Source organism: Methylobacterium phyllosphaerae, from assembly GCF_001936175.1.
GTDB classification, from domain to species: Bacteria; Pseudomonadota; Alphaproteobacteria; order Rhizobiales; family Beijerinckiaceae; genus Methylobacterium; species Methylobacterium fujisawaense.
The window spans coordinates 812,841-833,735 of sequence record NZ_CP015367.1 but is presented as its reverse complement, the minus strand read 5'-3'; the positions used below and the strand labels follow the sequence as shown (position 1 = coordinate 833,735).

19 protein-coding genes are annotated in these 20,895 nt (G+C 70.5%); 10 read left to right on the top strand and 9 right to left on the bottom strand.

What is annotated here, in order from left to right; all coding sequences use genetic code 11:
- Window positions 1-13: 13 nt before the first annotated feature.
- Both MCBMB27_RS03875 and MCBMB27_RS03870 read right to left on the bottom strand, forming a co-directional pair.
- Window positions 14-1,096: an ABC transporter ATP-binding protein gene (locus tag MCBMB27_RS03875; RefSeq protein WP_043349755.1), complete on the bottom strand. Its 1,083-nt coding sequence runs from the start codon at window positions 1,094-1,096 to the stop codon at window positions 14-16.
- Window positions 1,093-1,842 carry a maleate cis-trans isomerase family protein gene (locus tag MCBMB27_RS03870; RefSeq protein WP_043349762.1) on the bottom strand — a complete coding sequence of 250 codons (750 nt, stop codon included), beginning with the start codon at window positions 1,840-1,842 and terminating at the stop codon, window positions 1,093-1,095. Before MCBMB27_RS03870 ends, MCBMB27_RS03875 begins: the two co-directional genes overlap by 4 nt.
- A 176-nt stretch (window positions 1,843-2,018) precedes the next feature.
- Between MCBMB27_RS03870 and MCBMB27_RS03865 the strand changes: the two genes are divergently transcribed.
- Window positions 2,019-2,747 carry a GntR family transcriptional regulator gene (locus tag MCBMB27_RS03865; RefSeq protein WP_043386546.1) on the top strand — a complete coding sequence of 243 codons (729 nt, stop codon included), beginning with the start codon at window positions 2,019-2,021 and terminating at the stop codon, window positions 2,745-2,747.
- Between the two features lie 117 nt (window positions 2,748-2,864).
- Here MCBMB27_RS03865 and MCBMB27_RS03860 read toward each other — a convergent pair whose 3' ends face one another.
- The 4 genes from MCBMB27_RS03860 to MCBMB27_RS03845 form a co-directional block, all read right to left on the bottom strand.
- Window positions 2,865-3,113, bottom strand: a complete 249-nt coding sequence (locus tag MCBMB27_RS03860; RefSeq protein WP_043386543.1) for a PilZ domain-containing protein — start codon at window positions 3,111-3,113, stop codon at window positions 2,865-2,867.
- 211 nt (window positions 3,114-3,324) lie between these two features.
- Complete coding sequence (locus tag MCBMB27_RS03855; protein ID WP_075379910.1) at window positions 3,325-4,866, bottom strand: sensor domain-containing diguanylate cyclase; 1,542 nt, start codon at window positions 4,864-4,866, stop codon at window positions 3,325-3,327.
- A 95-nt stretch (window positions 4,867-4,961) separates the two neighbouring features.
- Window positions 4,962-6,404: a HAMP domain-containing sensor histidine kinase gene (locus tag MCBMB27_RS03850; RefSeq protein WP_075379909.1), complete on the bottom strand. Its 1,443-nt coding sequence runs from the start codon at window positions 6,402-6,404 to the stop codon at window positions 4,962-4,964.
- Window positions 6,397-7,074: a response regulator transcription factor gene (locus tag MCBMB27_RS03845; protein ID WP_043349768.1), complete on the bottom strand. Its 678-nt coding sequence runs from the start codon at window positions 7,072-7,074 to the stop codon at window positions 6,397-6,399. The genes MCBMB27_RS03850 and MCBMB27_RS03845 overlap by 8 nt, the downstream gene beginning before the upstream one ends.
- Before the next feature lie 285 nt (window positions 7,075-7,359).
- Between MCBMB27_RS03845 and MCBMB27_RS03840 the strand changes: the two genes are divergently transcribed.
- The 5 genes from MCBMB27_RS03840 to MCBMB27_RS03820 all read left to right on the top strand — a co-directional run bounded on the left by MCBMB27_RS03840 (window position 7,360) and on the right by MCBMB27_RS03820 (window position 13,737).
- The gene (locus MCBMB27_RS03840) at window positions 7,360-7,557 is read left to right on the top strand and encodes a polyhydroxyalkanoate synthesis regulator DNA-binding domain-containing protein (RefSeq protein WP_043349771.1); all 198 of its coding nucleotides are present in this window, start codon (window positions 7,360-7,362) and stop codon (window positions 7,555-7,557) included.
- Between the two features lie 76 nt (window positions 7,558-7,633).
- Window positions 7,634-8,992: an efflux RND transporter periplasmic adaptor subunit gene (locus MCBMB27_RS03835; RefSeq protein ID WP_236952887.1), complete on the top strand. Its 1,359-nt coding sequence runs from the start codon at window positions 7,634-7,636 to the stop codon at window positions 8,990-8,992.
- Window positions 8,993-9,000: 8 nt separating this feature from the next.
- On the top strand, window positions 9,001-12,165 hold the full coding sequence (locus tag MCBMB27_RS03830) for an efflux RND transporter permease subunit (protein WP_075379907.1): 3,165 nt from the start codon (window positions 9,001-9,003) through the stop codon (window positions 12,163-12,165).
- A gap of 161 nt (window positions 12,166-12,326) precedes the next feature.
- Window positions 12,327-13,289: a glycosyltransferase gene (locus MCBMB27_RS03825; RefSeq protein WP_043349781.1), complete on the top strand. Its 963-nt coding sequence runs from the start codon at window positions 12,327-12,329 to the stop codon at window positions 13,287-13,289.
- A complete protein-coding gene (locus MCBMB27_RS03820; protein ID WP_075379906.1) occupies window positions 13,279-13,737 on the top strand; it encodes a GtrA family protein in 459 nt (152 codons plus the stop codon). The genes MCBMB27_RS03825 and MCBMB27_RS03820 overlap by 11 nt, the downstream gene beginning before the upstream one ends.
- A gap of 376 nt (window positions 13,738-14,113) precedes the next feature.
- On the opposite strand, the gene MCBMB27_RS03815 is transcribed toward MCBMB27_RS03820, so the two are convergent.
- Window positions 14,114-15,727, bottom strand: coding sequence for a hypothetical protein (locus MCBMB27_RS03815; protein WP_075379905.1), 1,614 nt, complete (start codon window positions 15,725-15,727; stop codon window positions 14,114-14,116).
- Between the two features lie 412 nt (window positions 15,728-16,139).
- Here MCBMB27_RS03815 and MCBMB27_RS03810 point away from each other — a divergent pair, with 412 nt between their 5' ends.
- Window positions 16,140-16,367, top strand: a complete 228-nt coding sequence (locus MCBMB27_RS03810) for a hypothetical protein (RefSeq protein ID WP_043349788.1) — start codon at window positions 16,140-16,142, stop codon at window positions 16,365-16,367.
- Window positions 16,368-16,404: 37 nt separating this feature from the next.
- Here MCBMB27_RS03810 and MCBMB27_RS03805 read toward each other — a convergent pair whose 3' ends face one another.
- Window positions 16,405-16,668 (bottom strand): hypothetical protein, encoded by a 264-nt coding sequence (locus MCBMB27_RS03805; protein ID WP_075379904.1) that lies wholly within the window; start codon window positions 16,666-16,668, stop codon window positions 16,405-16,407.
- A 239-nt stretch (window positions 16,669-16,907) separates the two neighbouring features.
- Between MCBMB27_RS03805 and MCBMB27_RS03800 the strand changes: the two genes are divergently transcribed.
- Window positions 16,908-17,198 (top strand): hypothetical protein, encoded by a 291-nt coding sequence (locus MCBMB27_RS03800; RefSeq protein WP_043349792.1) that lies wholly within the window; start codon window positions 16,908-16,910, stop codon window positions 17,196-17,198.
- Window positions 17,199-17,507: 309 nt separating this feature from the next.
- Here MCBMB27_RS03800 and MCBMB27_RS03795 read toward each other — a convergent pair whose 3' ends face one another.
- On the bottom strand, window positions 17,508-18,686 hold the full coding sequence (locus MCBMB27_RS03795; protein ID WP_236952886.1) for a type II toxin-antitoxin system HipA family toxin: 1,179 nt from the start codon (window positions 18,684-18,686) through the stop codon (window positions 17,508-17,510).
- 761 nt (window positions 18,687-19,447) lie between these two features.
- On the opposite strand from MCBMB27_RS03795, the gene MCBMB27_RS03790 reads away from it, so the two are divergent.
- Both MCBMB27_RS03790 and MCBMB27_RS03785 read left to right on the top strand, forming a co-directional pair.
- A complete protein-coding gene (locus tag MCBMB27_RS03790; protein WP_043386523.1) occupies window positions 19,448-20,338 on the top strand; it encodes a hypothetical protein in 891 nt (296 codons plus the stop codon).
- Between the two features lie 110 nt (window positions 20,339-20,448).
- Window positions 20,449-20,892: a hypothetical protein gene (locus tag MCBMB27_RS03785; protein ID WP_139231654.1), complete on the top strand. Its 444-nt coding sequence runs from the start codon at window positions 20,449-20,451 to the stop codon at window positions 20,890-20,892.
- The last annotated feature ends 3 nt before the right edge of the window (window positions 20,893-20,895 follow it).

Sequence of the window (20,895 nt, the reverse complement as noted above, 5' to 3'; positions counted from 1 at the left end):
GGGCGGCTCGGCTTCAGTGGCGGGAATCGGGGAAGACGCTGACCCGCTCGGGCGCGGTCGGCGACAGGCGCACGCGGGTGCCGGGCGGCCGGGGCCGGGCGCCCGCGGCCCGGGCCTCGGCGGTCTTCAGGCGGGCGCCGCCGTCGAGGCGGATCTCGTGGACCAGGGTGGCGCCGAGCGGCAGGCCGATCTCGACCACGCCGTCGAGCCCCTCCCCTCCGGTCGCGAAGGCGACGTGCTCTGGCCGCAGGCAGGCGGCCACCCGCGTCCCGTCCGGCAAGGCCGTGACGGTGGGCAGAAGGCCGCCGGTCTCCAGGGCCACCACGCGGGTGCCCCCCGGCCCGGTCGCGAGCCGGCCGTGCAGGACGTTGGCCGTGCCCACGAAGGTGTTGACGAACAGCGTCTCGGGGCGGTCGTAGACGTCGGTGGGCGGTGCGAACTGCTCCAGGCGGCCGGCATTGAGCACGGCGACCCGGTCGGCCATCGACAGGGCCTCCTCCTGGTCGTGCGTGACGATCAGCGTGGTGGTGCCGGCGCTGCGCTGGATGCGCTTGATCTCGATCTGCATGTCGAGGCGCAGGTTCTTGTCGAGGGCCGCGAAGGGCTCGTCGAGGAGCAGGATCGAGGGGCGCACGGCGAGCGCCCGGGCCAGCGCCACCCGCTGCTGCTGGCCGCCCGACATCTCCCGCGGGTAGCGCCCGGCGAGGTGCTCCAGCCGCACCAGCGCCAGCATCTCGGCCACCCGTGCCTTCTGCTCGGCCCGCCCGACCCCCCGGGCCGCGAGGCCGTAGGCGACGTTGTCGGCGACGCTCATGTGGGGAAACAGGGCGTAGTTCTGGAACACGATGCCGACGGTGCGGCGGTTCGGCGGCAGGTGGTCGACCGCCTGGCCGCCGATGATGACGCGCCCCTCCGTCGGCTTCAGGAAGCCCGCCACCGCCCGCAGCAGGGTGGTCTTGCCGCAGCCCGAGGGCCCGAGCAGCGCCACGAGCTCGCCGCCCTTGATGTCGAGGGTCACGGTGTCGACGGCGAGCGCCGTCCCGTAGCGCTGGGTGATCCCGTCGAGGATCAGGGTGGTTCCGGCTCCGGCGCTCACGGACGGCCCTCCCCGTCCGCCGCGAAGGCGCGGCCATGGGCGGCGAGATGCGCGGTCGGGCAGCCGGCGAGGTCCAGGCCCTTCCACAGGGTGACGGCCACCGAATCGATCACCGGCACGCCGAGTTCGGCCTCCAGATCCGGAGCCAGGACGGCGCCCGCGAGATTCGTGCAGACGATCGCCACCGCGTCGACGCCCTCGGCCGCCACCGCCCGGACCATGCCGGCGATGGCCTCGGGACCGGCCTCGGCGAAGGCGAAATTCTCCGACAGGCCGAGATGGCGCTCGGCGCCGCAGTCGAATCCGGCCGCACCCCAGTTGGCCTGGATCCGGCGCTGGACGTCGCCGGTATAGGGCGTGACGAGGCCGATCCGCCGGAAGCCCCGGGCGCGGAACAGGTCGCGGAAGGCGAGCGCGGCGGTGGAGGCCGGGCGTCCGGTCCGGTCGGTGATCGCCGCGCCGAGGCGCTCGTCCGCGTCGAAGCCGAGCCACGCGCCGGAGGTGCCGTTCCACAGGATCGCGGCGACCCGGGCATCGGCGAGCAGGTCGGCCGCGCTCAGGATCGGCTCGGGGTCGAACTGGTCCAGCGCCGCCGCCGACAGGCCGATCTCCGTCACGCGGAAGCGGGCGAAGTGGGCGCTCACACCCGCGCAGCCGGCCAGCAGATGGGCGGTGGCCGGCTCGAGGACGCTGTTCGACGAGGGCGTCAGCATGCCCAGGCGCGTCGTGCGGTTCGGTCGTTCCATCGCATCCTTCCCCGACACGCGGAGCATCCGACAGGCCGGGACGAGCGACAAGGCATTTTCTGCATGCTGCATGCAATTTGCGCAAATGCATGATATGGCAGCGCAAGTGGCCGAAAAATGGATCATCGATCGGGCGGCCGCACGCGCTAGGCTGGCGCGGTGGAGTGGGAGGATCGATGGACGTCGTCGCACGAGGCCGGGGCCGGCCCCGCAAGGCCCTGATCGTCCCCGCCGCGCAGGTGCACAGGATCGGACTGCACGAGCAGGCGGCGGCCCGGCTCAAGGACATGATCGTCCGCGGCGTGCTGCCGGCGGGCGCGACCCTCGTGGAGACGGACCTTTCCGTCGCGCTCGGGGTCTCCCGGACCCCGCTGCGGGAAGCCCTCAAGCTCCTGGCCGCGGAGGGGCTGGTCGACCTGCACCCGAATCGCAGCGCGCGCGTCCCGGACTGGACGCCGGAAGAGATCCTCGAACTGTTCGAGGCCTTGGCCGGCATCGAGCGGCTCACCGCGGAACTCGCCGCGCCGCGGATCTCCGAGGCCCTGATGGACGACCTGCGCGGCAAGCAGGCTCAGCTCGACCGCATGCACCGGGACCAGGTGCTCGACGCCTATTTCGCCCTCAACCAGGAGATCCACCGGACGATCGTCACGGCCGCCCACAACCGTCCGCTGGCGGAGGCCCACGCGCCGCTTCAGGCCCGGGCTCAGTGGGCGCGCCTGCGCGCGCTCTCCAGCGGCAGCCGCTGGGCGGAATCCGCCCGGGAGCACCGGGATCTGTTCGAGGCCCTCGCCGGGCGGGACGCCGCCGAGGCCGGGGCCATCGCCCATCGCCACGTGCTGCGGACCGGCGTGGTGATCGCCGAGACGCTCCACGCCCGGCGCGCGGCCCCCGCCGCCCGGTAAGGAAACGTTAACCCTGTCGGCGCATCGGTGGGCCACCAGCCGGACGCAGGCCTTCCACGCCCCTCCGATCCGCCCCTCAACACGGGTGGGCGTGGAAGCCTCGTCCGGCGCGGGCCGTCAGGCGTCGTCGAACGCGATCCCGAGTTCGGTTTCCTGACGCCACGTGACGCGAACCGGCCGACGCTGACCGTTGATCCCGTAGGACAGCACGAAGGCGTCGGGAACGCCGATCACGCTGACGACGCGCAGGCGGGCGCCGCCGTCCGAGATGTTGCGGATCGTGCAGTCGATCGCACCGCCACCGGCGAGTTCGATGTGCCCCTCGAGAAGCGTCCGTCTGCGGGGCGCCACACGTCTGTCGTCCATCCTCGTTACCCTTGGCTTGCGGGGCCGGATTCCACGCGAAATCCACACGAGCATCGCTGATCCGACGCACGGGTCCCGCTGCCTACCCGTCCATCGGCGCGCGATGACGACGGGCGGCACGGGCCGGTCCGTCAGCCATCGGCGCGAGAAGATCACGGTTTTCGTGTCGATTCCGTCAAGAAATCGGAAGACCGATCGCAGCCGGGCCCCGTCAGGACGTCTTCACCAGCTGCAGCGCGCCCCTTTGGAGCGGCGCGGGTGACGGCGCCGCGCTGCGCGTCTGATTGCGGCCGCCGGTCTTGGCCTCGTAGAGGGCGCCGTCCGCCAAGCGGTACAGGTCCGGCAGGGGCGCGCTCCGGTCGCCGCTCGGCCGTGCGGCGGCGAGCCCGATGCTCACCGTCACGACGCCTGCCCCGAGCCCGGCCGACGGGACGGGGAGCTTCGCCACCTCGGCATGGATCGTGTCGGCGACGCGCCGGGCGCCCGCCTCGTCGGTTTCGGGCAGGAGCACGGCGAACTCCTCGCCGCCGATGCGGCTGGCGAGATCCTGCGGGCGGTGCACGCTCGCCGACAGACTGCGCGCCAGGCCCTGCAGGACCGCATCGCCCACCGGGTGCCCGTATTGGTCGTTGAAGCGCTTGAAATGGTCCGCATCCACGATGAGCAGCGACAGGGGATGGCCGTCGCGCCGCGCCGCGTCCAGAGCCCGCTGGTACATGTCCTCGAAGCAGCGGCGGTTCGGCAGGCCGGTCAGGGCGTCGGTGCGCGACAAAGCGGCCATCTCGGCCCGCATCGCCTCGCGGCGGCGTAGCTCCCGCCCGAACAGGAGCGACAGCGCGATCGTGAGGCCGCACAGCGCCAGCACGATGCCGCCGATGATCGTCGCCTTCGCGGCCCAGTCCGCCTCCACGTCCTTCGTGGACAGGGCGACGTTCAGGATCAGCGGCAGGGTCCCGATCCGCGTGAATTTGTAGCTCCGCTCGACGCCGTCGCGCACGGAGGTGCTGACGAAACTGCCCCGCCCCTCCCGCAGGAACCGCCTGAAGGTCGGCGCCTGCGCGATGTTCGCCCCGAGATCGGCCTCCACGTAGGGATAGCGCATGATGCGGGTGCCGTCGGTCAGGTACAGGTTGATGGCCCCGCCCGGCCCGAGGTCGATCTCGCTGAACAGGTGCGTGAAGTAGGACAGCTTCACGGTGCCCAGAACCACGCCGCCGAAGCTGCCGTCGGGCCTGTCGATGCGGCGACTGAACGGCAGCATCCGCTCGCCGTCGAGCCGCGACACGATCGGGCGCCCGACATGGAGGCCGAGCCCGGCGCTCGCCTGGTGAACCTGGAAGTACTCGCGATCCGCGTAGTTGCCCTTGCGGGGCGGGACGGCCGCGATGTCCGCGACGACATCGCCCTCCTCGTTCAGGATCAGCATCACGCCCATGTCGCGGGCGGTCGCGGCGCGGTCGAACAGGATGAGCTGGCGCAGCCGCGGATCGGCCTCGGTCAGGCCCGGCACCTTCAGGTTGTCGACGGCCGCGCGGATCGAGAGATCGTACATCTCGATGTTGCGCACGATGTCGCGCTCGAGAACCTGGAGGAGGTTCCGGCTGGTCTGGTCCGCGCTGTCCCAGGCGTCCCGGCGCAGATCGGCCAGCATCAGGCCGGACGTCACCACCATGCCCAACGGGGCCAGGACGCCGAGCGCGATCCAGGTGCGGGCCGATCTGAGCCAGGAACCGGCGCGCCGCAACACGTTCATCGGCCCCACACAGGCGTCGTTTCGTTGCCGGGTACTGACATGGCGCGCCTTAACCGCGGCTTTCGCACCCGAGCGGCCGAGCCATCACGGGCGAATTATGGGGATGACGGTCCACTTGTGATGGACGGCGCTGACCGGGCCGTCCGAGGGCCGGCCTCCGCCTCGGCGTGCGGGAAGCGCAGCTCGACATGGCAGCCGCCGCCCGCCGCGTCGCGGATCGCCACGGGGGCGCCGTGCAGGTCGGCGATCGCCGCCACGAGGCTCAGGCCCAGGCCGTGGCCGGGCGTCTGGCGCGCCGCCTCCGCGCGATAGAAGCGGTGGAACACTTGGCTGCGCTCCCCCGGTGGCAGCCCCGGGCCGGTATCGGCGACGGTCACGACGATCGCGGCCTCGGTCCGCTGCAATCCCACCGCGACGCGGCCGCCGGGCGGCGTGAATTTCAGGGCGTTGTCGAGGAGATTCGAGAGGGCCTCGAAGCACAGGTCGCGGTCGCCGTGGACGGGGTGCGGCCCGTCCCGCGCCGCGAGCGCGAGGTCGATGTCCTTCTCCTCGGCGAGCGGCGCGTGGAACTCGACCGCCACGGCCGCCACCTCGCCGAGATCGACCCGCGTGAACGCGCCGCGCCGCCGCCCGTCCTCCATCTCGCCGATCCGCAGGACGGCGGTGACCATGGCGAGCGTCTGGTCGATCCACACGAGCCCCTGGTCGATCGCCTCGTGGAACTCCGCGACGGTCCGGGCCTGGGACCGGGTGCGCTCGAGCCGGGCGCGCAGGCGGGTGAGCGGCGTGCGCAGGTCGTGGGCGACGGCGTCGCCGACGCTGCGGACCTCGCCCATGAGGTGCTCGATCTCGTCGAGCATCCGGTTCACCGTTCGGGTCAGCCGGTCGAACTCGTCGTCGCCCGGGCCGACCGGCAGGCGCTTGCCCAGGTCGCCGCGCATCACCTCGGCCACGGCGGCCTCGGTGGCGGCCAGGCGGCGGCGCGCGCGGCTCGTGAGCAGCAGGCCGCCCAGGGCCGAGAGTGCCAGCGTCGGCACCAGCCCGAGGCCGAGGGCGCGCAGGATCGTGGCCTTCACGCGGTCGATCTCGTCGGTGTCGTGGGCGATCACCACGGTGCTGCCGTCGGCCAGCGCCAGCGCGGCCGCCCAGATCTCGTCCTGGAGGCTGCGACCGGCGAGATCGACCGTCGCGCTTACCCGGTACGCGTCGCCGTCGCGCGCCAGACGGGCCGGCAACGCCCCGAGATTGCCGGCCCGGCGCGTCCCGTCCGGCGCGAACAGGCCGCCGTAATGCGTGGCGTGGACATCCATCGCGATCCACGTATCGACCCGGGTCGCCGCGACGCCAGGGTCGGCCGCGGCCGCCCGGACCTCCAGCCGGAGCGTTTCGGCAAGTTCCTCCCGCAGGTAGTCGGCCGTCTGCCAGTAGACGAAGGCGAACATCGCAAGGGCGAGCAGGAGCGACCACAGGGCGATGCCGAGCGCCCAGCGGATCGCGGTGGAGCGGAACAGGTCCGCCGAGCGGAGCCGATCAACCATCGGGCGTCAGCGTGAAGCCGGTGCCGCGCACGCTGTGGATCAGGGGCGGCTCCCCGCCCGCCTCCAGCTTCCGGCGCAGGCGCCCGACATGGACGTCGATCAGGTTGGACTTGGGCGTGAACCGGTAGTTCCAGACCTCCTCGAACAGCATCGCCCGGGTCACGATCTGGCCGGGGCGGCGCATGAGATACTCCAGGAGCTTGAGTTCGCGCGGCAGCAACTCCAGGTCGCGGGCGCCGCGCCGGCCCGTGCCGGCGATCAGGTCGATCGCGAGGTTGCCCACGTGCAGGACGGTCTCGCGGCTGTCGACCGGCCGCCGCAGCAGCGCCTCGATGCGTGCGGCGAGTTCGGCCAGCGCGAAGGGCTTGGCGAGATAGTCGTCCCCGCCGGCGCGCAGGCCCCGGATCCGCTCGTCGACGTCGCCCAGGGCGCTCAGGACCAGCGCCGGCGTCCGATCCCCGTCGCGGCGCAGATCCTGGAGGACGCTCAGGCCGTCCCGGCCGGGGAGCATCCGGTCGAGGATGATCGCGCCCCAGCCGCCATCCCGGGCCGCCCGGGCTCCGTCCGGACCGGTCGCGGTCCAGACGACCTCGTGGCCGCGCCCGCGCAGGTCGTCGAGCACGTCCCCGGCCGTCTCCGCATCATCCTCGATCAGCAGCAGCTTCGCCACGCGCGGCCCCCGCCCCGGTTCCACGCCCCGGCGCAGGCGCGGCTGTTTCCCGGTCCCGGACCCTTGTGCCGGACTTCGCGGCGCAAATCGCCCCGCGACCGTCCGCATGAACCCGAATTTAATGGCACCGCATCGCGTTGGCCCTCTTTATTGGAATGACTCTAGCCCGTACCCGCGTGCCCCTCGGCCGCCGGACGGTGCGCTTCCGGATTCCCTCGATGCGGACTTGGTCTCGCCTTCCCTGCCCGTCCCGCCGCTTCGCGCCCGATCCGTGGACGTCGGTGCATGCCTAGGAAGCGGCGCCCGCGGCGCCTGATCAACCGCTACGCGGCGAGCCGCCTGTACGATGTCGAGACCCGGGCCTACGTCACCCTCGATCACCTCAAGGATCTGCGCAGCGCGGGCTACGAGGTCGTGGTCCGTGAGGTCGAGACCGGGCGCTTCGTGACCGAGGACGTGCTCAAGCCGGGTCTCGACGCGTGAGGCGGCCGGTCGAGTCGGCTGCGGCGCTCGGCGCCGGGCGATGGGGAGGCCTGCGGTGGATCGGATGGCGCTGACCATGGACGCCTCCGACGCCGCGCGGGAGGCCGAGACCGACGCGCAGGCGTCGCATCCGGATGTGGGGCCGACCGCGGCGGCCGCTCCGGAGGTCCGGCCCGGGAAGGCCCGGCGCGGCGGCGCACGCCTGGTCTGGCTCGTCCTGATCCTCGCCGCGCTCCTGGGCGCCGGCTGGATCTCGCGCGACGCGCTGCGCGACCGGCTCGGCTTGGGGCCTGCCCAAACCGGTGACGACGCCTCGATGACGGCCTCGTCCGCCGCGAAGACGGAGGACGCGCCAGCACAATCGGACTTCGTCACCCTCGACGCGGCCGGCCAGAAGCGGTCCGGCCTCGCCTTCGAGACGGCCGAGACGCGCCGGATCGTCCTGCCGGTGCGCGCCCCCGGCACCGTCGCCTTCGACGAGCGGCGCGTGACGCATCTGAAGCCGCGCACGCAGGGGCGGGTCCTGAGCCTCGCGGTCCAGCCCGGCGACCGTGTCGCGGCCGGCCAGACCCTGGCGACCCTCGACGCCGCCGGGATCCTGGACGCGCGCAACGGCCTCCAGGCCGCCCAGGCGACCCTGGGCGAGGCGCAGGCCTCCGAGCGGGCCGCGGAGATACAGCTCAAGCGCGGCCAGGAGCAGCTCAAGTTCGGCGGCGTCGCCCAGGCCGAGGTCGAGCGGCGGCAGGTCGATCTCGCCAAGGCGCGCGCGGCGGTCCAGTCCGCCCAGGCCAATGCCGACATGTACCGGGCGCAGTATCAGCGCCTCGCCCCCGCGGAGGGCGCCGCGCCCGGCACCAGCGCGGTCGTCACCCCGATCGCCGGGGTCGTGACGCAGGTCGGCGTGACCCTCGGCGAGGTCGTCGACACCGCCCGCGACGCGTTCACGGTGGCCGATCCGGCCCGCGTCGTCGTGCTGGCCAATCTCTACGGTCCCGACATCACCCGGGTGAAGGCCGGGGACGCGGCCACGGTGGACAGCCCGATCCCCGGCCAGCCGCCCTTCGAGGGCCGGGTGCGCTCCGTCAACGCCGCCCTCGATCCGGCGACCAACACCGCGCCCGCGCGGCTCGAACTCGACAATCCCGAGGACCTGCTGCGCGCCAACATGTTCGTGTCGGTCACGGTGGCCGCCGATCTCGGCCGGTCGGGCGTCACCGTCCCGGCCGCCGCGATCCAGCAGACCGAGGCGGGCCCGATCGCCTTCGTGCGCGTCGCCCCCGACCGCTTCGAACGGCGCGTCCTGACCCTCGGGATCCAGCGGGCGGACTGGGTCGAGGTGACGCGCGGCGTCGCGGCCGGAGAGAGCGTCGCGACGGCGGGCAGCTTCGGCCTCAAGGCGATCCTCATGCGCAGCCTGCTCGGCTCCACGGATTGAGCACCGCGATGAAGACCTGGTTCGCCCTGATGGTGCGCCGCCGGTTCCTGGTCCTGGTGGTGGCGCTCGCGGCCGCCGCGGGCGGGATCGCCAACCTCGAGGGCCTCTCCATCGACGCGGTGCCGGACATCTCGCCCCGGCAGGTGATGGTCCTGACCCTGTCGCCGGGGCTCGGCCCCCTGGAGGTCGAGCGTCTCGTCACCTTCCCGGTGGAGAATGCCATGGCGGGCGCGCCGGGCCTCGCCAATGTGCGCTCCACGTCCCGGGCCGGGGTCTCGGCGGTCTACGCGACCTTCGACGAATCCGTATCGGTGACCGAGGCCCGGGCCGAGGTGTTCCAGCGCCTGCCGCAGGCCAAGAGCCTGATGCCGGCCGGCGTCGGCGACCCGCAGATGGGCCCGATGGCGACGGGCCTGGGCGAGATCTACCAGTTCGAGCTGCGCGGGCCGGCCTACACGCCGATGCAGCTCAAGCGCATCCTGCAATGGACGATCGCCCCGAAGCTCAAGCTGACGCCGGGCATCGCCGATGTGAACATCTACGGCGGCCAGATGCCGACCTACGAGGCCCGCATCTCCGCCGATGCCCTGCGCCGTTACGGGGTCACCCTCGCCCAGGTCTACACGGCGCTCGCCGACAACAATGCCGCGCGCGGCGGCGCCTATCTGGAGCACAACGATCAGCAGGAGGTGATCCGCGGCCTCGGCCTCGCCAAGGGCCCGCAGGACATCGCCGACGTCGTGGTGGCGACCGGCCCCGGCGGCGTCCCGGTCACGCTCGCGACGCTCGGAACCGTGCAGGAGGCGCCCAAGGTCCGGCTCGGCGCCGTCACCCACGACGCCGCGGGCGAGACGGTCGTGGGCATCGCCCTCATGCGCTACGGCGAGAATGCCAGCGCGGTGGTCGAGCGGGTCAAGAAGACCATCGACGACCTGCGCCCGCAACTGCCGCCCGGGGTTGCGATCGTCCCCTATTACGACCGCAGCGCCCTCGTGGATCGCACGATCCATACGGTCGCGCACAACCTCCTTGAGGGGGCGGTGCTGGTGATCGTGGTCCTGCTGCTGCTGCTGGGCAACCTGCGGGCCGGCCTGATCGTCGCCGTCGCGATCCCGCTCGCGATGCTGATGGCGTTCGCCGGCATGCGCCTGCTCGGCCTGTCGGGCAACCTGATGAGCCTCGGCGCCATCGATTTCGGTCTGATCGTCGACGGCGCCGTGGTGATGATCGAGAACGTGCTGCGCGCGCGCGGGGAGCATCCGGACCGGCCGGCCACCGAGGTGGTGCGGGACGCCACCGCCGCCGTGGCGCGGCCGGTGATCTTCGCGGTGGCGATCATCATCCTCGTCTACGTGCCGATCCTCGCGCTGCAGGGCGTGGCCGGCAAGATGTTCGTGCCGATGGCGCTGACCGTGATCCTCGCGCTCGCCGGCGCTCTGGTCGTCACCCTCACGCTGATGCCGGCCCTGGCCGCCCTCTTCCTCGCCGGTCGCGGCGTCGGCGAGCGCGAGACGCGCCTCGTCCGGGGGATGCGCGCCGCCTACAGGCCGCTGCTGCGCGGCGCCGAGCGGCACGTGGTCCTGACCGTCGGGGTGGCGCTCGCGCTCTTCGCCGGCTCCTGCGTGCTGGCCACGCGCCTCGGCGGCGAGTTCCTGCCGAAGCTGTCGGAGGGCGCGATCGTCGTCACCTCGGAGAAGCTGCCGGGCATCGCCCTCGACGCGTCGCTGGCCACGGTCGGCCGGATCGAGCGGGTCCTGAAATCCTTCCCCGAGGTGAAGCGGGTGGTCTCCCTCACCGGCAGCGCCGAGATCCCCACCGACCCGATGGGCGTCGAATCGACCGACAGCTTCATCACCCTCGCCGACCCCGCCACCTGGACCACCGCGGCGACGCAGGACGGCCTCGTGGCCGCCTTCGACACGCGGCTGAAGGAGGAGGTGCCCGGTGTCGCCTACAGCTTCTCGCAGCCGATCCAGATGCGCATGGACGACCTGCTGGAGGGCGTGCGCGGCGACGTCGCGATCAGCCTGTACGGCGACGACCTCAAGGTCCTGAAGGACACGGCCGATGCCATCGTGCGGACGGTGTCGGGGGTCGAGGGCGCCGCGGACGTGAAGGCCGAGGCGCAGGCCGGCATGCCGGCGCTCTCGATCCAGGTCGACCGGGCCCGGGCCGCCCGTTACGGCATCACCGTGTCCGACGTGCTCGACGTCGTCGAGAGCATCGGCGGCCGCACCGCCGGCATGGTCTACGGGGACGACAACTCGATCACCGACATCGTGGTGCGCCTGGATCCCGCCGACCGCGGCGACATCGAGCGCATCCGTGCCCTGCCGGTCGGCCGCTCCGGCCAGGAGGCGGGTCGAGAGGCCGGCAGCCGGATGATGGTGCCGCTGGCGATGGTCGCCAGCGTGGAGGTCGCGACGGGACCGGCGCAGATCAGCCGGGAGCGGCTGCAGCGGCGGATCTCCGTTCAGGCGAACGTCCGGGGCCGCGACGTGCAGAGCTTCGTCGCGGCCGCCCAGGCCGCCGTGGCGCAGCAGGTCACGCTGCCGCCGCGCTACGCCCTGGTCTGGAGCGGCCAGTTCCAGAACCTGCAGGAGGCGACCGGCCGGCTGACGGTTGTCGTCCCGGCCGCGCTCGCGGCGATCCTGATCCTGCTGGTGGTGATGTTCGCTGATATCCGCATCGCCGGCCTGATCTTCCTCAACGTGCCGATGGCGGCCACCGGCGGCATCCTGGCGCTGACCTTGCGCGGGATGCCGTTCTCGATCTCGGCGGCGATCGGCTTCATCGCGACCTTCGGCATCGCGGTCCTGAACGGCGTGGTGCTCACGAGCTACATCCGGGACCTCGAGGCCACCGGCCTCGGCGCCAAGGAGGCCGCGACGCGCGCCGCCGAGATGCGGCTGCGGCCGGTGATGATGACCGCCCTGGTCGCCGCGCTCGGCTTCCTGCCGATGGCGCTCTCGACGAGCGCGGGCGCGGAGGTGCAGCGGCCGCTCGCCACCGTGGTGATCGGCGGCCTGATCTCCGCGACGCTGCTCACCCTCGTCGTGCTGCCGGCGGTCTATCCGGTGGTCGCGGGCCTGCGCCTGCCCTTCAGCGGACACGGCCGCGCGGCGCCCGCCGCCGTCCCGGAGGCGCGGAAGCGGGCGCGGGCCGAGGCGTGAGCCCGCGCGGCCGTCTCCGCCGAAGGACGTAGCCCGCCCTCCTTCGGCCGGCGCCGCTACGTCGAAAGCGCGGTCCGGCTCCGGAGCGCGGCCGATTGTGGTCGATCCGGACGGCCCGCACGGTGGCGGCAGGCCTCAGGCAGAGGCCGCGGAGCCCCGCCATGTCCGTCCTTGGCCTCGTCGCCGAAACCGCGCGCCCGCCCCGCCTGGCCGTTCTGGTCCCGTGCTACAACGAGAGCCTGACGATCGCGCAGGTCGTCGGCGATTTCCGCGCGGCCCTCCCGACGGCGCAGATCTACGTCTACGACAACAACTCCACCGACGGGACCGCCGAGGTCGCCCGAGCCGCGGGCGCGATCGTCCGGATCGAGCCGCGCCAGGGCAAGGGCAACGTCGTCCGGCGGATGTTCGGCGACGTCGAGGCCGACATCTACATCCTGGTCGACGGGGATGGCACCTACGACGCCGCGGCGGCACCGTTCCTGGTCGGACGCGTGCTCAAGGACGACCTCGACTTCGTCAACGGCGCCCGCGCGGAGGTCTCGCAGCAGGCCTACCGGCCGGGCCACCGCCTCGGGAACCGCGTCCTCACCGGCCTCGTCCAGGGCGTATTCGGGCGCGAGTTCCGGGACATGCTCTCGGGCTACAAGGTCATGTCGCGCCGCTTCGTGAAGTCGTTCCCGGCGATGTCCAGCGGCTTCGAGACCGAGACCGAACTCGTGGTCCACGCGCTGGAGCTGCGCATGCCCGCCGCCGAGGTCACGACGGCCTATCAGGAGCGGCCGGCGGGATCGGTCAGCAAGCTGCGCACCTACCGGGACGGTGCGCGCATCCTGTACCTGATTCTGCGCCTGATGAAGGACGAGCGGCCGCTCCAGTTCTTCGGCGCGCTCAGCGTGGCGCTGCTGCTCGCCGCGCTCGTGCTGGTCGCGCCCGTCATCGTCACCTTCGTCGAGACCGGCCTCGTGCCGCGCCTGCCGACGGCGGTCCTGAGCCTCGGCATCGTGATCCTCAGCGTGCTGACCTTCTTCACCGGGATCGTCCTGGACCTGACGACCCGCACCCGTCAGGAGCTGAAGCGCCTGCTCTACCTCTCGGTGGCCCGGCAGCTCGATGTCCGCTGAGGCCCGGGCACCCCGCAGCGAGGCGGAGCGCTTCGCGCGCTTCTGTCTCGTCGGCGGGATCGGATTCGTCACCGATGCCGGGCTGATGGCGCTCTGCATCCACGGCTTCGGCTGCGGGCCCTTCGCCGCCCGGGCGGTGTCCTTCACGGTGGCGGTGCTGGTCACGTTCCTGCTCAACAGGAGCCTCAGCTTCGCCGATCTGCGGGGGCGCCCGGTCCTGAGCGCCCTGGCCGGCTACCTGCTGGTGCAGGCCTTCGGCTTCGCCTGCAACATGCTGGTTTTCGCTCTGGCGATCCTCCGGCTTCCCGAGCCGTTCTCCGCCCCCCTCGCCGCCCTGGCCCTGGCCTCCGCGGTCGCCCTCGTCCTGAACTATGCGGGCGCGCGCCTCCTCGTCTTCTCCCGGGTCGGCTCACGGGTCGACTTGTCGTCCGCCCCCGAGCTTCGATAGCCGGGCGGCGCGGCTGCCCAGGCCAGCCTCCGATCCGCAGGCCGCGCCGCGATATCGGGACGGGTCCGGCCTTAGCGGACGGCCGTGTCCGGATCGCTCCCTGGACGGAGCCGGCCTCTCGGTCCGGCCGTGCTGGACCAGTCCGCACCGTCGGCTTCGGCTGCCGGAAGGCGCTGGAGCCGGTTCAGCTTCGGGACGGGCCCGTTCGTTGCCCCGTGAGATCGTCTGAAGGTCCGGGCGGCGCGATATGCGCCTGAATGCCCGACCGCGGGGGGACCGCCGCCGTGCATCGCCCGGAGGCGGCCGCTTCGCGTCTCCGCCGGCGCATGCCGTCCGTCCCGCCGCGGACGGGTCGGTTCGGCGCGCGCAGCGCCCGTCACACCGGCTTGCGCGCCGGCTGCGGCTCGCCCGGCCCGCCCGCATGGACCGCGAGCGCCACCATGAACAGCGCGCTGAGCCACGCCAGGCGCGCTTGGTAGCGGTCATGCGGTCCGGACAGAGCGCCGCAGGCCACCGCGTTGACGAGCAGCAAGAGGCAGATCCCGGTCCCGATCAGCATGAGGCGATCCAGACGCGCCCGGGTGTCGGCCCCGAGCCGGGGCCGCAGTGCCCAGTAGAGCGCGGTGACGGCCATCGCGGCCAAGCAGGACAGGAGGTTGACGCCGAAGGCACCCTGGAGGGTCGGGACGAGCGCGGCCTCCGGCGGGCACACGCCGGGTTGCGCGAGGCATCGGTCGAGCTTGGGGATCGTCTTCAGGATCGCGGCCGTCCTGAACTCGGCATCGTCGACGAGGAGATGCGTCCCGATCACGAACTCGGTCATGTCCACGCTGACGAGCTGCCGCAGGGCGTTGCGCGTCGAGGCCGCCGCCTGCGCGATCGGATGATGCAGGATTGCCGCGCGGACGAAGCGCCCCTCCTCGGCGCCGAGCGCCGTGCGCAGGGCGGCGGGCGCGGTGCTGAAGTTGGGACCGGGGCTCCCGCTGCCCCAGAGAAAGTCATTGTGGTCGACGAAGTGCCGGCCTGCGAAGGCGCAGGCCGCGAAGGGGCGATCGGACGGCGTGCAGGTCTCGGTGAGGAGCAGACGCCCCGGCCCATCGGCGATGACGCGCGCCATCAGGTAGGGCGGCGTTCCGACCGGATGCCCGGAGACGCGTTCCGCGAGCCGGAGATAGGCCGCATTGAAGGCGAGCCCCAGGATCAGCGCGCCGCCGATCCAGAGCAGCGACGCCCTGCGGACATGTCGGCCTGCGAAGGGGACGAGCCGGCACAGCGCGATCAGGACGAGCGCGGATCCGGCCAGCAGGACGATCGTGGCATGCATCACCAGGCTGAGGGCGACAACGCCCGCATAGGCGAGGGTTTTTCCGCGGGACGCCGCTGTGTCGAAGACGAGCAGCAGGGCCGCCAGGACGAAGGTCGCCGCGAAGATGTCGGGCATCAGGAAGCCGCTGAACGCCCCGGCGGAGGTGAGCAGCGCCAAGGCCGCCAGACCGGCCAGGACCGCACCGGGCCGGGGCCGCTCCCAGACGAGATCGAGGAATGTCACGGTCAGCCAGGAGACGAGGACGGATTGGAGGACGATGATCCACCACACGCTCGCCAGGGCGGACAGGACGTAGAGCAGCAGCGCATAGACCGGGGAGCGCCCGCCCGCGATCGCGGCAAGGCCGCCCGCCGCATCCGAACTCGCGGCCGGATCGGCCATGACGGCGCCGCCGCTGCCGGCCGCCGCCGCCGAGCCGCCGAGCCGGGCGAGACCGCCGAGGATGCTCCGGCCGATGATGAAGTAGTGCTCGCTGTCGGGGAACAGGAACGGGTGGCCGTTCCAGAGGGCCGGGATCAGAAACAGGATCGTCCCCGCCGACACCAGGATCGCCAGTCGCCCGGCGCCGCGGCGTCCGGCGGGCGAGCTCTCCGCGGACGCGCGCATGCGGGCGGGGGCGGCGCCAGGGCTCAAGGGGCCGGAGCGCTCGTCGACGATGATCATCGGTCCGGTCCTCGATCCCTCTGGCGCCATCGCGGGCTGCGTCCCCACGGCACCCGGACCCTGGTCCCCGTCACGCGAGCCCAGGAGCGCGCCGCCGATCGGCAAGCGGCTTCCGAGCCGCGATCTGCCGGTCCGACGTGGCACGGGCCGTCCGGGGCGGACTATCTCTCCTTTATGGGTAGGGGGCCGGCACGGTCGTCTCGCGGGGGATGGCCGCCCGGGACCGGACGGTGACACCATCCGCAATCGGTATGGGGATACGTAATTCTGTCCGGCTGCTCGCGGGGGCCCGAGACGGCTAAGGGTTTCCCACAAGACTCTCGGGCGCCGGCGGCTTCGCCTCCGACCGCAACCGCGCTCCGGGCGTTGTGCGAGAGGCTCTACGGGATCACGCGTAGAACAGGAGCCCGGCATGTTGGACGGCGACGCCTTTGCCCACGAGATCGCGGCGCTCCTGATCGCCGACATCAAGACGTCCGGCGCACGCACGCGGGGCGAACTCGAGGAAGCCTGCCGGGTCTCCCTCGAAAGCCTGCTCGGCGACGCCGCGGTGCCGCCCGGGATCGCCGTGCTGATGCCGATCGGGCTGGACCGGTGGCCGCGGGTGGTCGTGAAGGGGCGGCGCCTGCCGGACGTGTAGGGAGCGTGGACCGGTTCCGGCCAGCACCGTCCCGGTCCTAGCGGCCGATCACACCCGTACCGCCGGTCGGGCCGATCGCGTTCGGTCCGGTATTCGGGGCGGGCGTCGCGGCCTGGTTGCGCTGGATGTCCATCCGCAGCGTGTTGCTCTGGGTCGTCTGCTCCTGCCGCAGGGCGCGCAGCTGGCCGCCGGTTTCCATGGATCGGTTGGCGGCGTTGGGATTGGTCTGCTGAACCTGGGCCGATGCCGGTGTCGCGGCGATGGCGGCCAGACAGAGGCTCGTGATGATGAGGAGGCGCATGGGGAGGCTCTCGCGCTGACGGATCTTGCGGGGTCGACCCGCCGAGGGCCCGCCAAGTTCCCTCCGCCCGGCCGCGGATCGCACCGAGGCGCCTCGGCCGCCCGGAATCCGCGCCGTGCGTGAATGGACCTCCCCCGGCCCTGCGGCAGGGTTAGCCGAAGCTTGCGGTTCCGCGGCGTCCTTCACGGCTTGTTAAGATGTCGGGGCAAGGCTGGGGGCGCTGTCGGGAGTGGGGTCTGATGCAAGCCTTGTCGGCGGAGGATGAACAAGCGGTCGAGCGGCTCACGCTCCGACTTCTTCAGGACGCCTATTGCGACCTCGCCGCCGTGCTGCGCGGCGCGCAGCCGCAGGCGGCCGCGGCGATCCTCGGGGTCATGGAGCAGCGCGTGACCGACGTCCTCACCCGGATCTGCCGGCAGGGTTCGGAAGGGGCGGCCTCGGTGGAGATCGCCGTCGCCGTCGGCGAGCGGATCGGCGAGATCATGGATCAGGCACATGGGCGGGATGGGCCCGGCGTGCGGGCCGCCTGATTGAAAGATTGCGGACCCTCAAAATTGTTATTACTCGATCCGATCGGCTGAGATTTCAAGTTTTGGTAGAAAAATCATATTTATGAATGTGGTTCGAAAACACGACATGTCGCTTCGCAGGCAGATTCAGGCGAGTTTAAAACTGACATAATTGTTGGGTTCTTAATTTTTTCTGGATATATAAATTGGTCTCTAATGATTTTCGGTATGTTTATTTGACCGAAATATTTTACCTATAAAGGTACGGGCGTTCCGTCGAATGAGACCAATTATAAAGAGGTGGCACTGATTCGCTGATACGGAGATTCGCTAGGACGTGATAGGTCTGGGCAGCAAGCCGAAGCATGCCAAGAGCATTTCCCGGTCCCGTCGAGATACGCCTCGGGCGTCGAAAAAATCCGGGATGCGTGAGGTCGCTTCATGAATTTCAACGAGAATCGATGTGGCTTCGGCCGTGGAGAGGCCAAATTTGGCGTAGCTCGCGAATGCGATGCTCGGGTTGCACTCTCGACTGATACCGGGAGCTGGGGCGCAGACATGTTTGGTGCCCGAAGGATGCGGTACAACATCGAATACCGGTGAGAGCCGCCAGCCGGCCCCATCGTGGATGAAGGCGTGGTTGCGCAAATGATCATCGGTGTTCCGTAGATAGGCATTAACCAGGAGCCTGCGGAACATCTCGCGCTCTGGATCCTGAACACCGATCCGGCGCGCGGCTGATGCGATGTCCGAATAGGTCTTGCTTGTGGCATATCCATGGGCAGGTTCACTAAGCAAAGTGCCGGCGCTGAGGTAAGACAAACGAGCCCCATCCGAGGACCGGTCGAACCGCGATATCAAGAGAACCGACCGACCGCTAACGACACGCAGTTCGCGGTCAGGGACTCGAAGTCCTGCGGCCTCAGCAAAATCCAGACAAACCGCTTCAGCCCTGGGATTGTCGAACCTGTCATCCCACGTGGAAAATTTGGCTATCCATTCCTTGTCTGAAACCCGAATGCGCGCCTTCGGTCGAGCTCCTCCAATGTCCGAGCTGTGAATGAATAGCTGAGCGAGTTGGTCCGCCGACGCTTCGCCTCCTTCATAATTTTCTGCTGCGATGAGCACCTCTTCGAGAACGTCCTCGCTTTGAACTAACCCAGACGCCGCGTCCGCTCTGGGTGTCCACCTCTCGGGAGCCTCGGGCGTTGAGCCAAAGGCCAGGTCGCCCGTGCGCGACAGCCCGCCCAGAGCCAGAAATTCCGGCATGCCGAGTTCCAGTTCTGGGAATACCTGCGACAGAATTCCTTTTCCCCAGCCGTCAGGGCCTGCATCGTGAAAGGCCAGATGAACCTCTCCCGGAGCCGCTGGCCGCCACTTGGTTCCGAGCGGCAGGCCAATGGGGTCGAGTGGCCTACGCCCTTCTGCAGCTAGATAGTCGGAGCTATAGGCAAACCGACCGATGCGCCTTGAGGAGCCACCCTCGAAGATCAAGAGGCCGATGGGCACGTAGCCGCTCTGCCCTGACCGAAACACGTGCATTTCCTCAATGCGGTTGTACTTAGAGGTCCGCCACATACCCGCTCACACTGATCCTGCGGCGATACAGCATGAAATCCGCTGTGTCTCTGACGTGGTCACACAGGCAAATGTCGCCACGTTGATCTGTGCGGATCCGTGAGATCGGCGCAGTGTGCAAGACTTTGCTGGCGACAACCTTCCACCCGGCCGTTAGGCGATCATGCGATGTGAAGCGCTCACCTGCAACAAGGAAAAGGGCGCCAGGCTTCCGTTAACGATCGCGACAGGAAGGGCGTCCTTGAGATCATATCGTCGCCGTTGTGGTCTTCTCAAAGACGCCGATCCGCGCCACGTTCGTCCTCGGCAGACCACCCGCACATGCCGCGCCGCTCTTTAGCAGAGGGCGGCCGGCACCGGTGTTAGCAGCACCAAGCGCCGGCCTGACCACGATCCGTATCGCAAGGAGATACCGACCATGGCTGAGACCTTCACTACCGGCGTAATCACGCCGACGAAACTGGCCCGATGCATGAATTCCGGGCAGTCCCACCGCCCGTCCCGGCAACCCGCCTGATCGCCTGAAGGTGCGCTGGCACGCGATAGGCCGTGCCTCAGCGTCCCCTCGCAATCCCGCAATCCTGACGCCCTCGTCGCCGCAGGCCTGAGGCCGCGGAAACGAGCCCGTTCGCCGCCCTGCCGCCGTTCGGCGAAGGGCGCGCGGTTTGGTGTCGCCTGGACGGAAACCATCCATGACCATCGTCGTCCCCCACCCCGCCGCCCAGCGCGGCGGCCGACAGCGGTTATCTGCACGTGGGCAGCCTAGCTCCGGGCCGACCAGCCGGATCACCGTCCCGCTCGGGAGCGCCGCCGCCGTCGGCTACGGCCACGTCCAGCCCCCGATCCCACAGATCTGCGCACCCGAACTGATGGCCGCGGCCGAGGCAGCGCTCGACGGCGCGTTCCGGGCGACCTTCGTGCCCGATCCCCTGCTCGGACCAGGCTTGTCGCAGCTCGGCTCCGTGCTGGCCTCCATGGTCAAGCGGCATGGGTCTCTGATCGAGGCGGCCATCACTGACGTCCTCGAGCGAAGCGGGCGCTACATCGTGCTGCGCAACGTCGCGATGCCGATCACCGTGCCGACCCAGGAACTCGTCCGCGCCAGCAGCGTCGCCCAGCTCAACCAGACCTCGATCGAACTCGCTGGCGCGGTCGCGCAGTCGGTATTCCTCGACCTAATCGTCGTCGATCGGAGAGAGAGCCGAGCCATCATCGCCGAGGTCAAGAGAGGCTCCGGAAAAAATGAGGCTAGGAAAATACACCAAGTCGAATGGGTGCTGCGGTGCGCGCAGGTCCAGGGTCGCTCATTTTTGGCCTCACTCGGCTACGAGGTCGCTCAGACTCGCGCGGTGCTGATCGACGTCTATGGAAGGGCGGGATACTGCGATGACCTTACGGTGAGCGGACCGGCCATAGATCAGCTGTTCGCGACCCCGGTCTCGTCGGCGCTCGAGACTGTGACCGCGGCGCTTCAAGCCCGATTGCGCGCGGCTGTGCCGGACCTTCTGACGATGGCGTTGGCGAGCCTCGCCGTTCCTGAAAACGTCAAACACCCGCACTCGCCCGGGCCGTTCGCGCCCTGATCGCACCACGCTGGCATCGGGTCGCGACCGCGACCTGATGCGTCCATCTCGCTCTCCATCAATCCCGCACCGCGCGCCTGCGCGCCGGCGTGCTCTCCAGGTCTGTCTCAATGACACTCGCTCGTGACCCCGATGCCCACCCCTCCGGCACAACTGACGCGGCCAGCCTCTCGCTGCCGCTGTCCTGGTGGCGCGTCCTCGCCCCTCAGACGCTCGATATGCCGGCGCAGTGCCGCTTGGCCGCTGCCCTGAAGGCCGCGCAGCCCCTGCCGTCCCCCGACTGGTCCGCGGCTTGCCGGGGCGATCCGGCGGCTGCGATCCACATCGCCCTCGGCGTCCTCGCCGAGGCCATCGCCTTTCCTGGGCGCCTCGATCCGGCGATGTCGGCGCTCTGCCTGTGCGCAGCGCGGGGTGACGGCTCCTGCATCGACCTGCTCGTGCACGTGCTCGGGCGGCGCGCTCGACGCCGGGCTGATCTCAAGGTGCTCTGCCTCGCCCACGCTTGGTGCTCCGTTGCGCGCCGCGGTTCCGACCGCGTCGGCGTCGCCCGCTGAGAG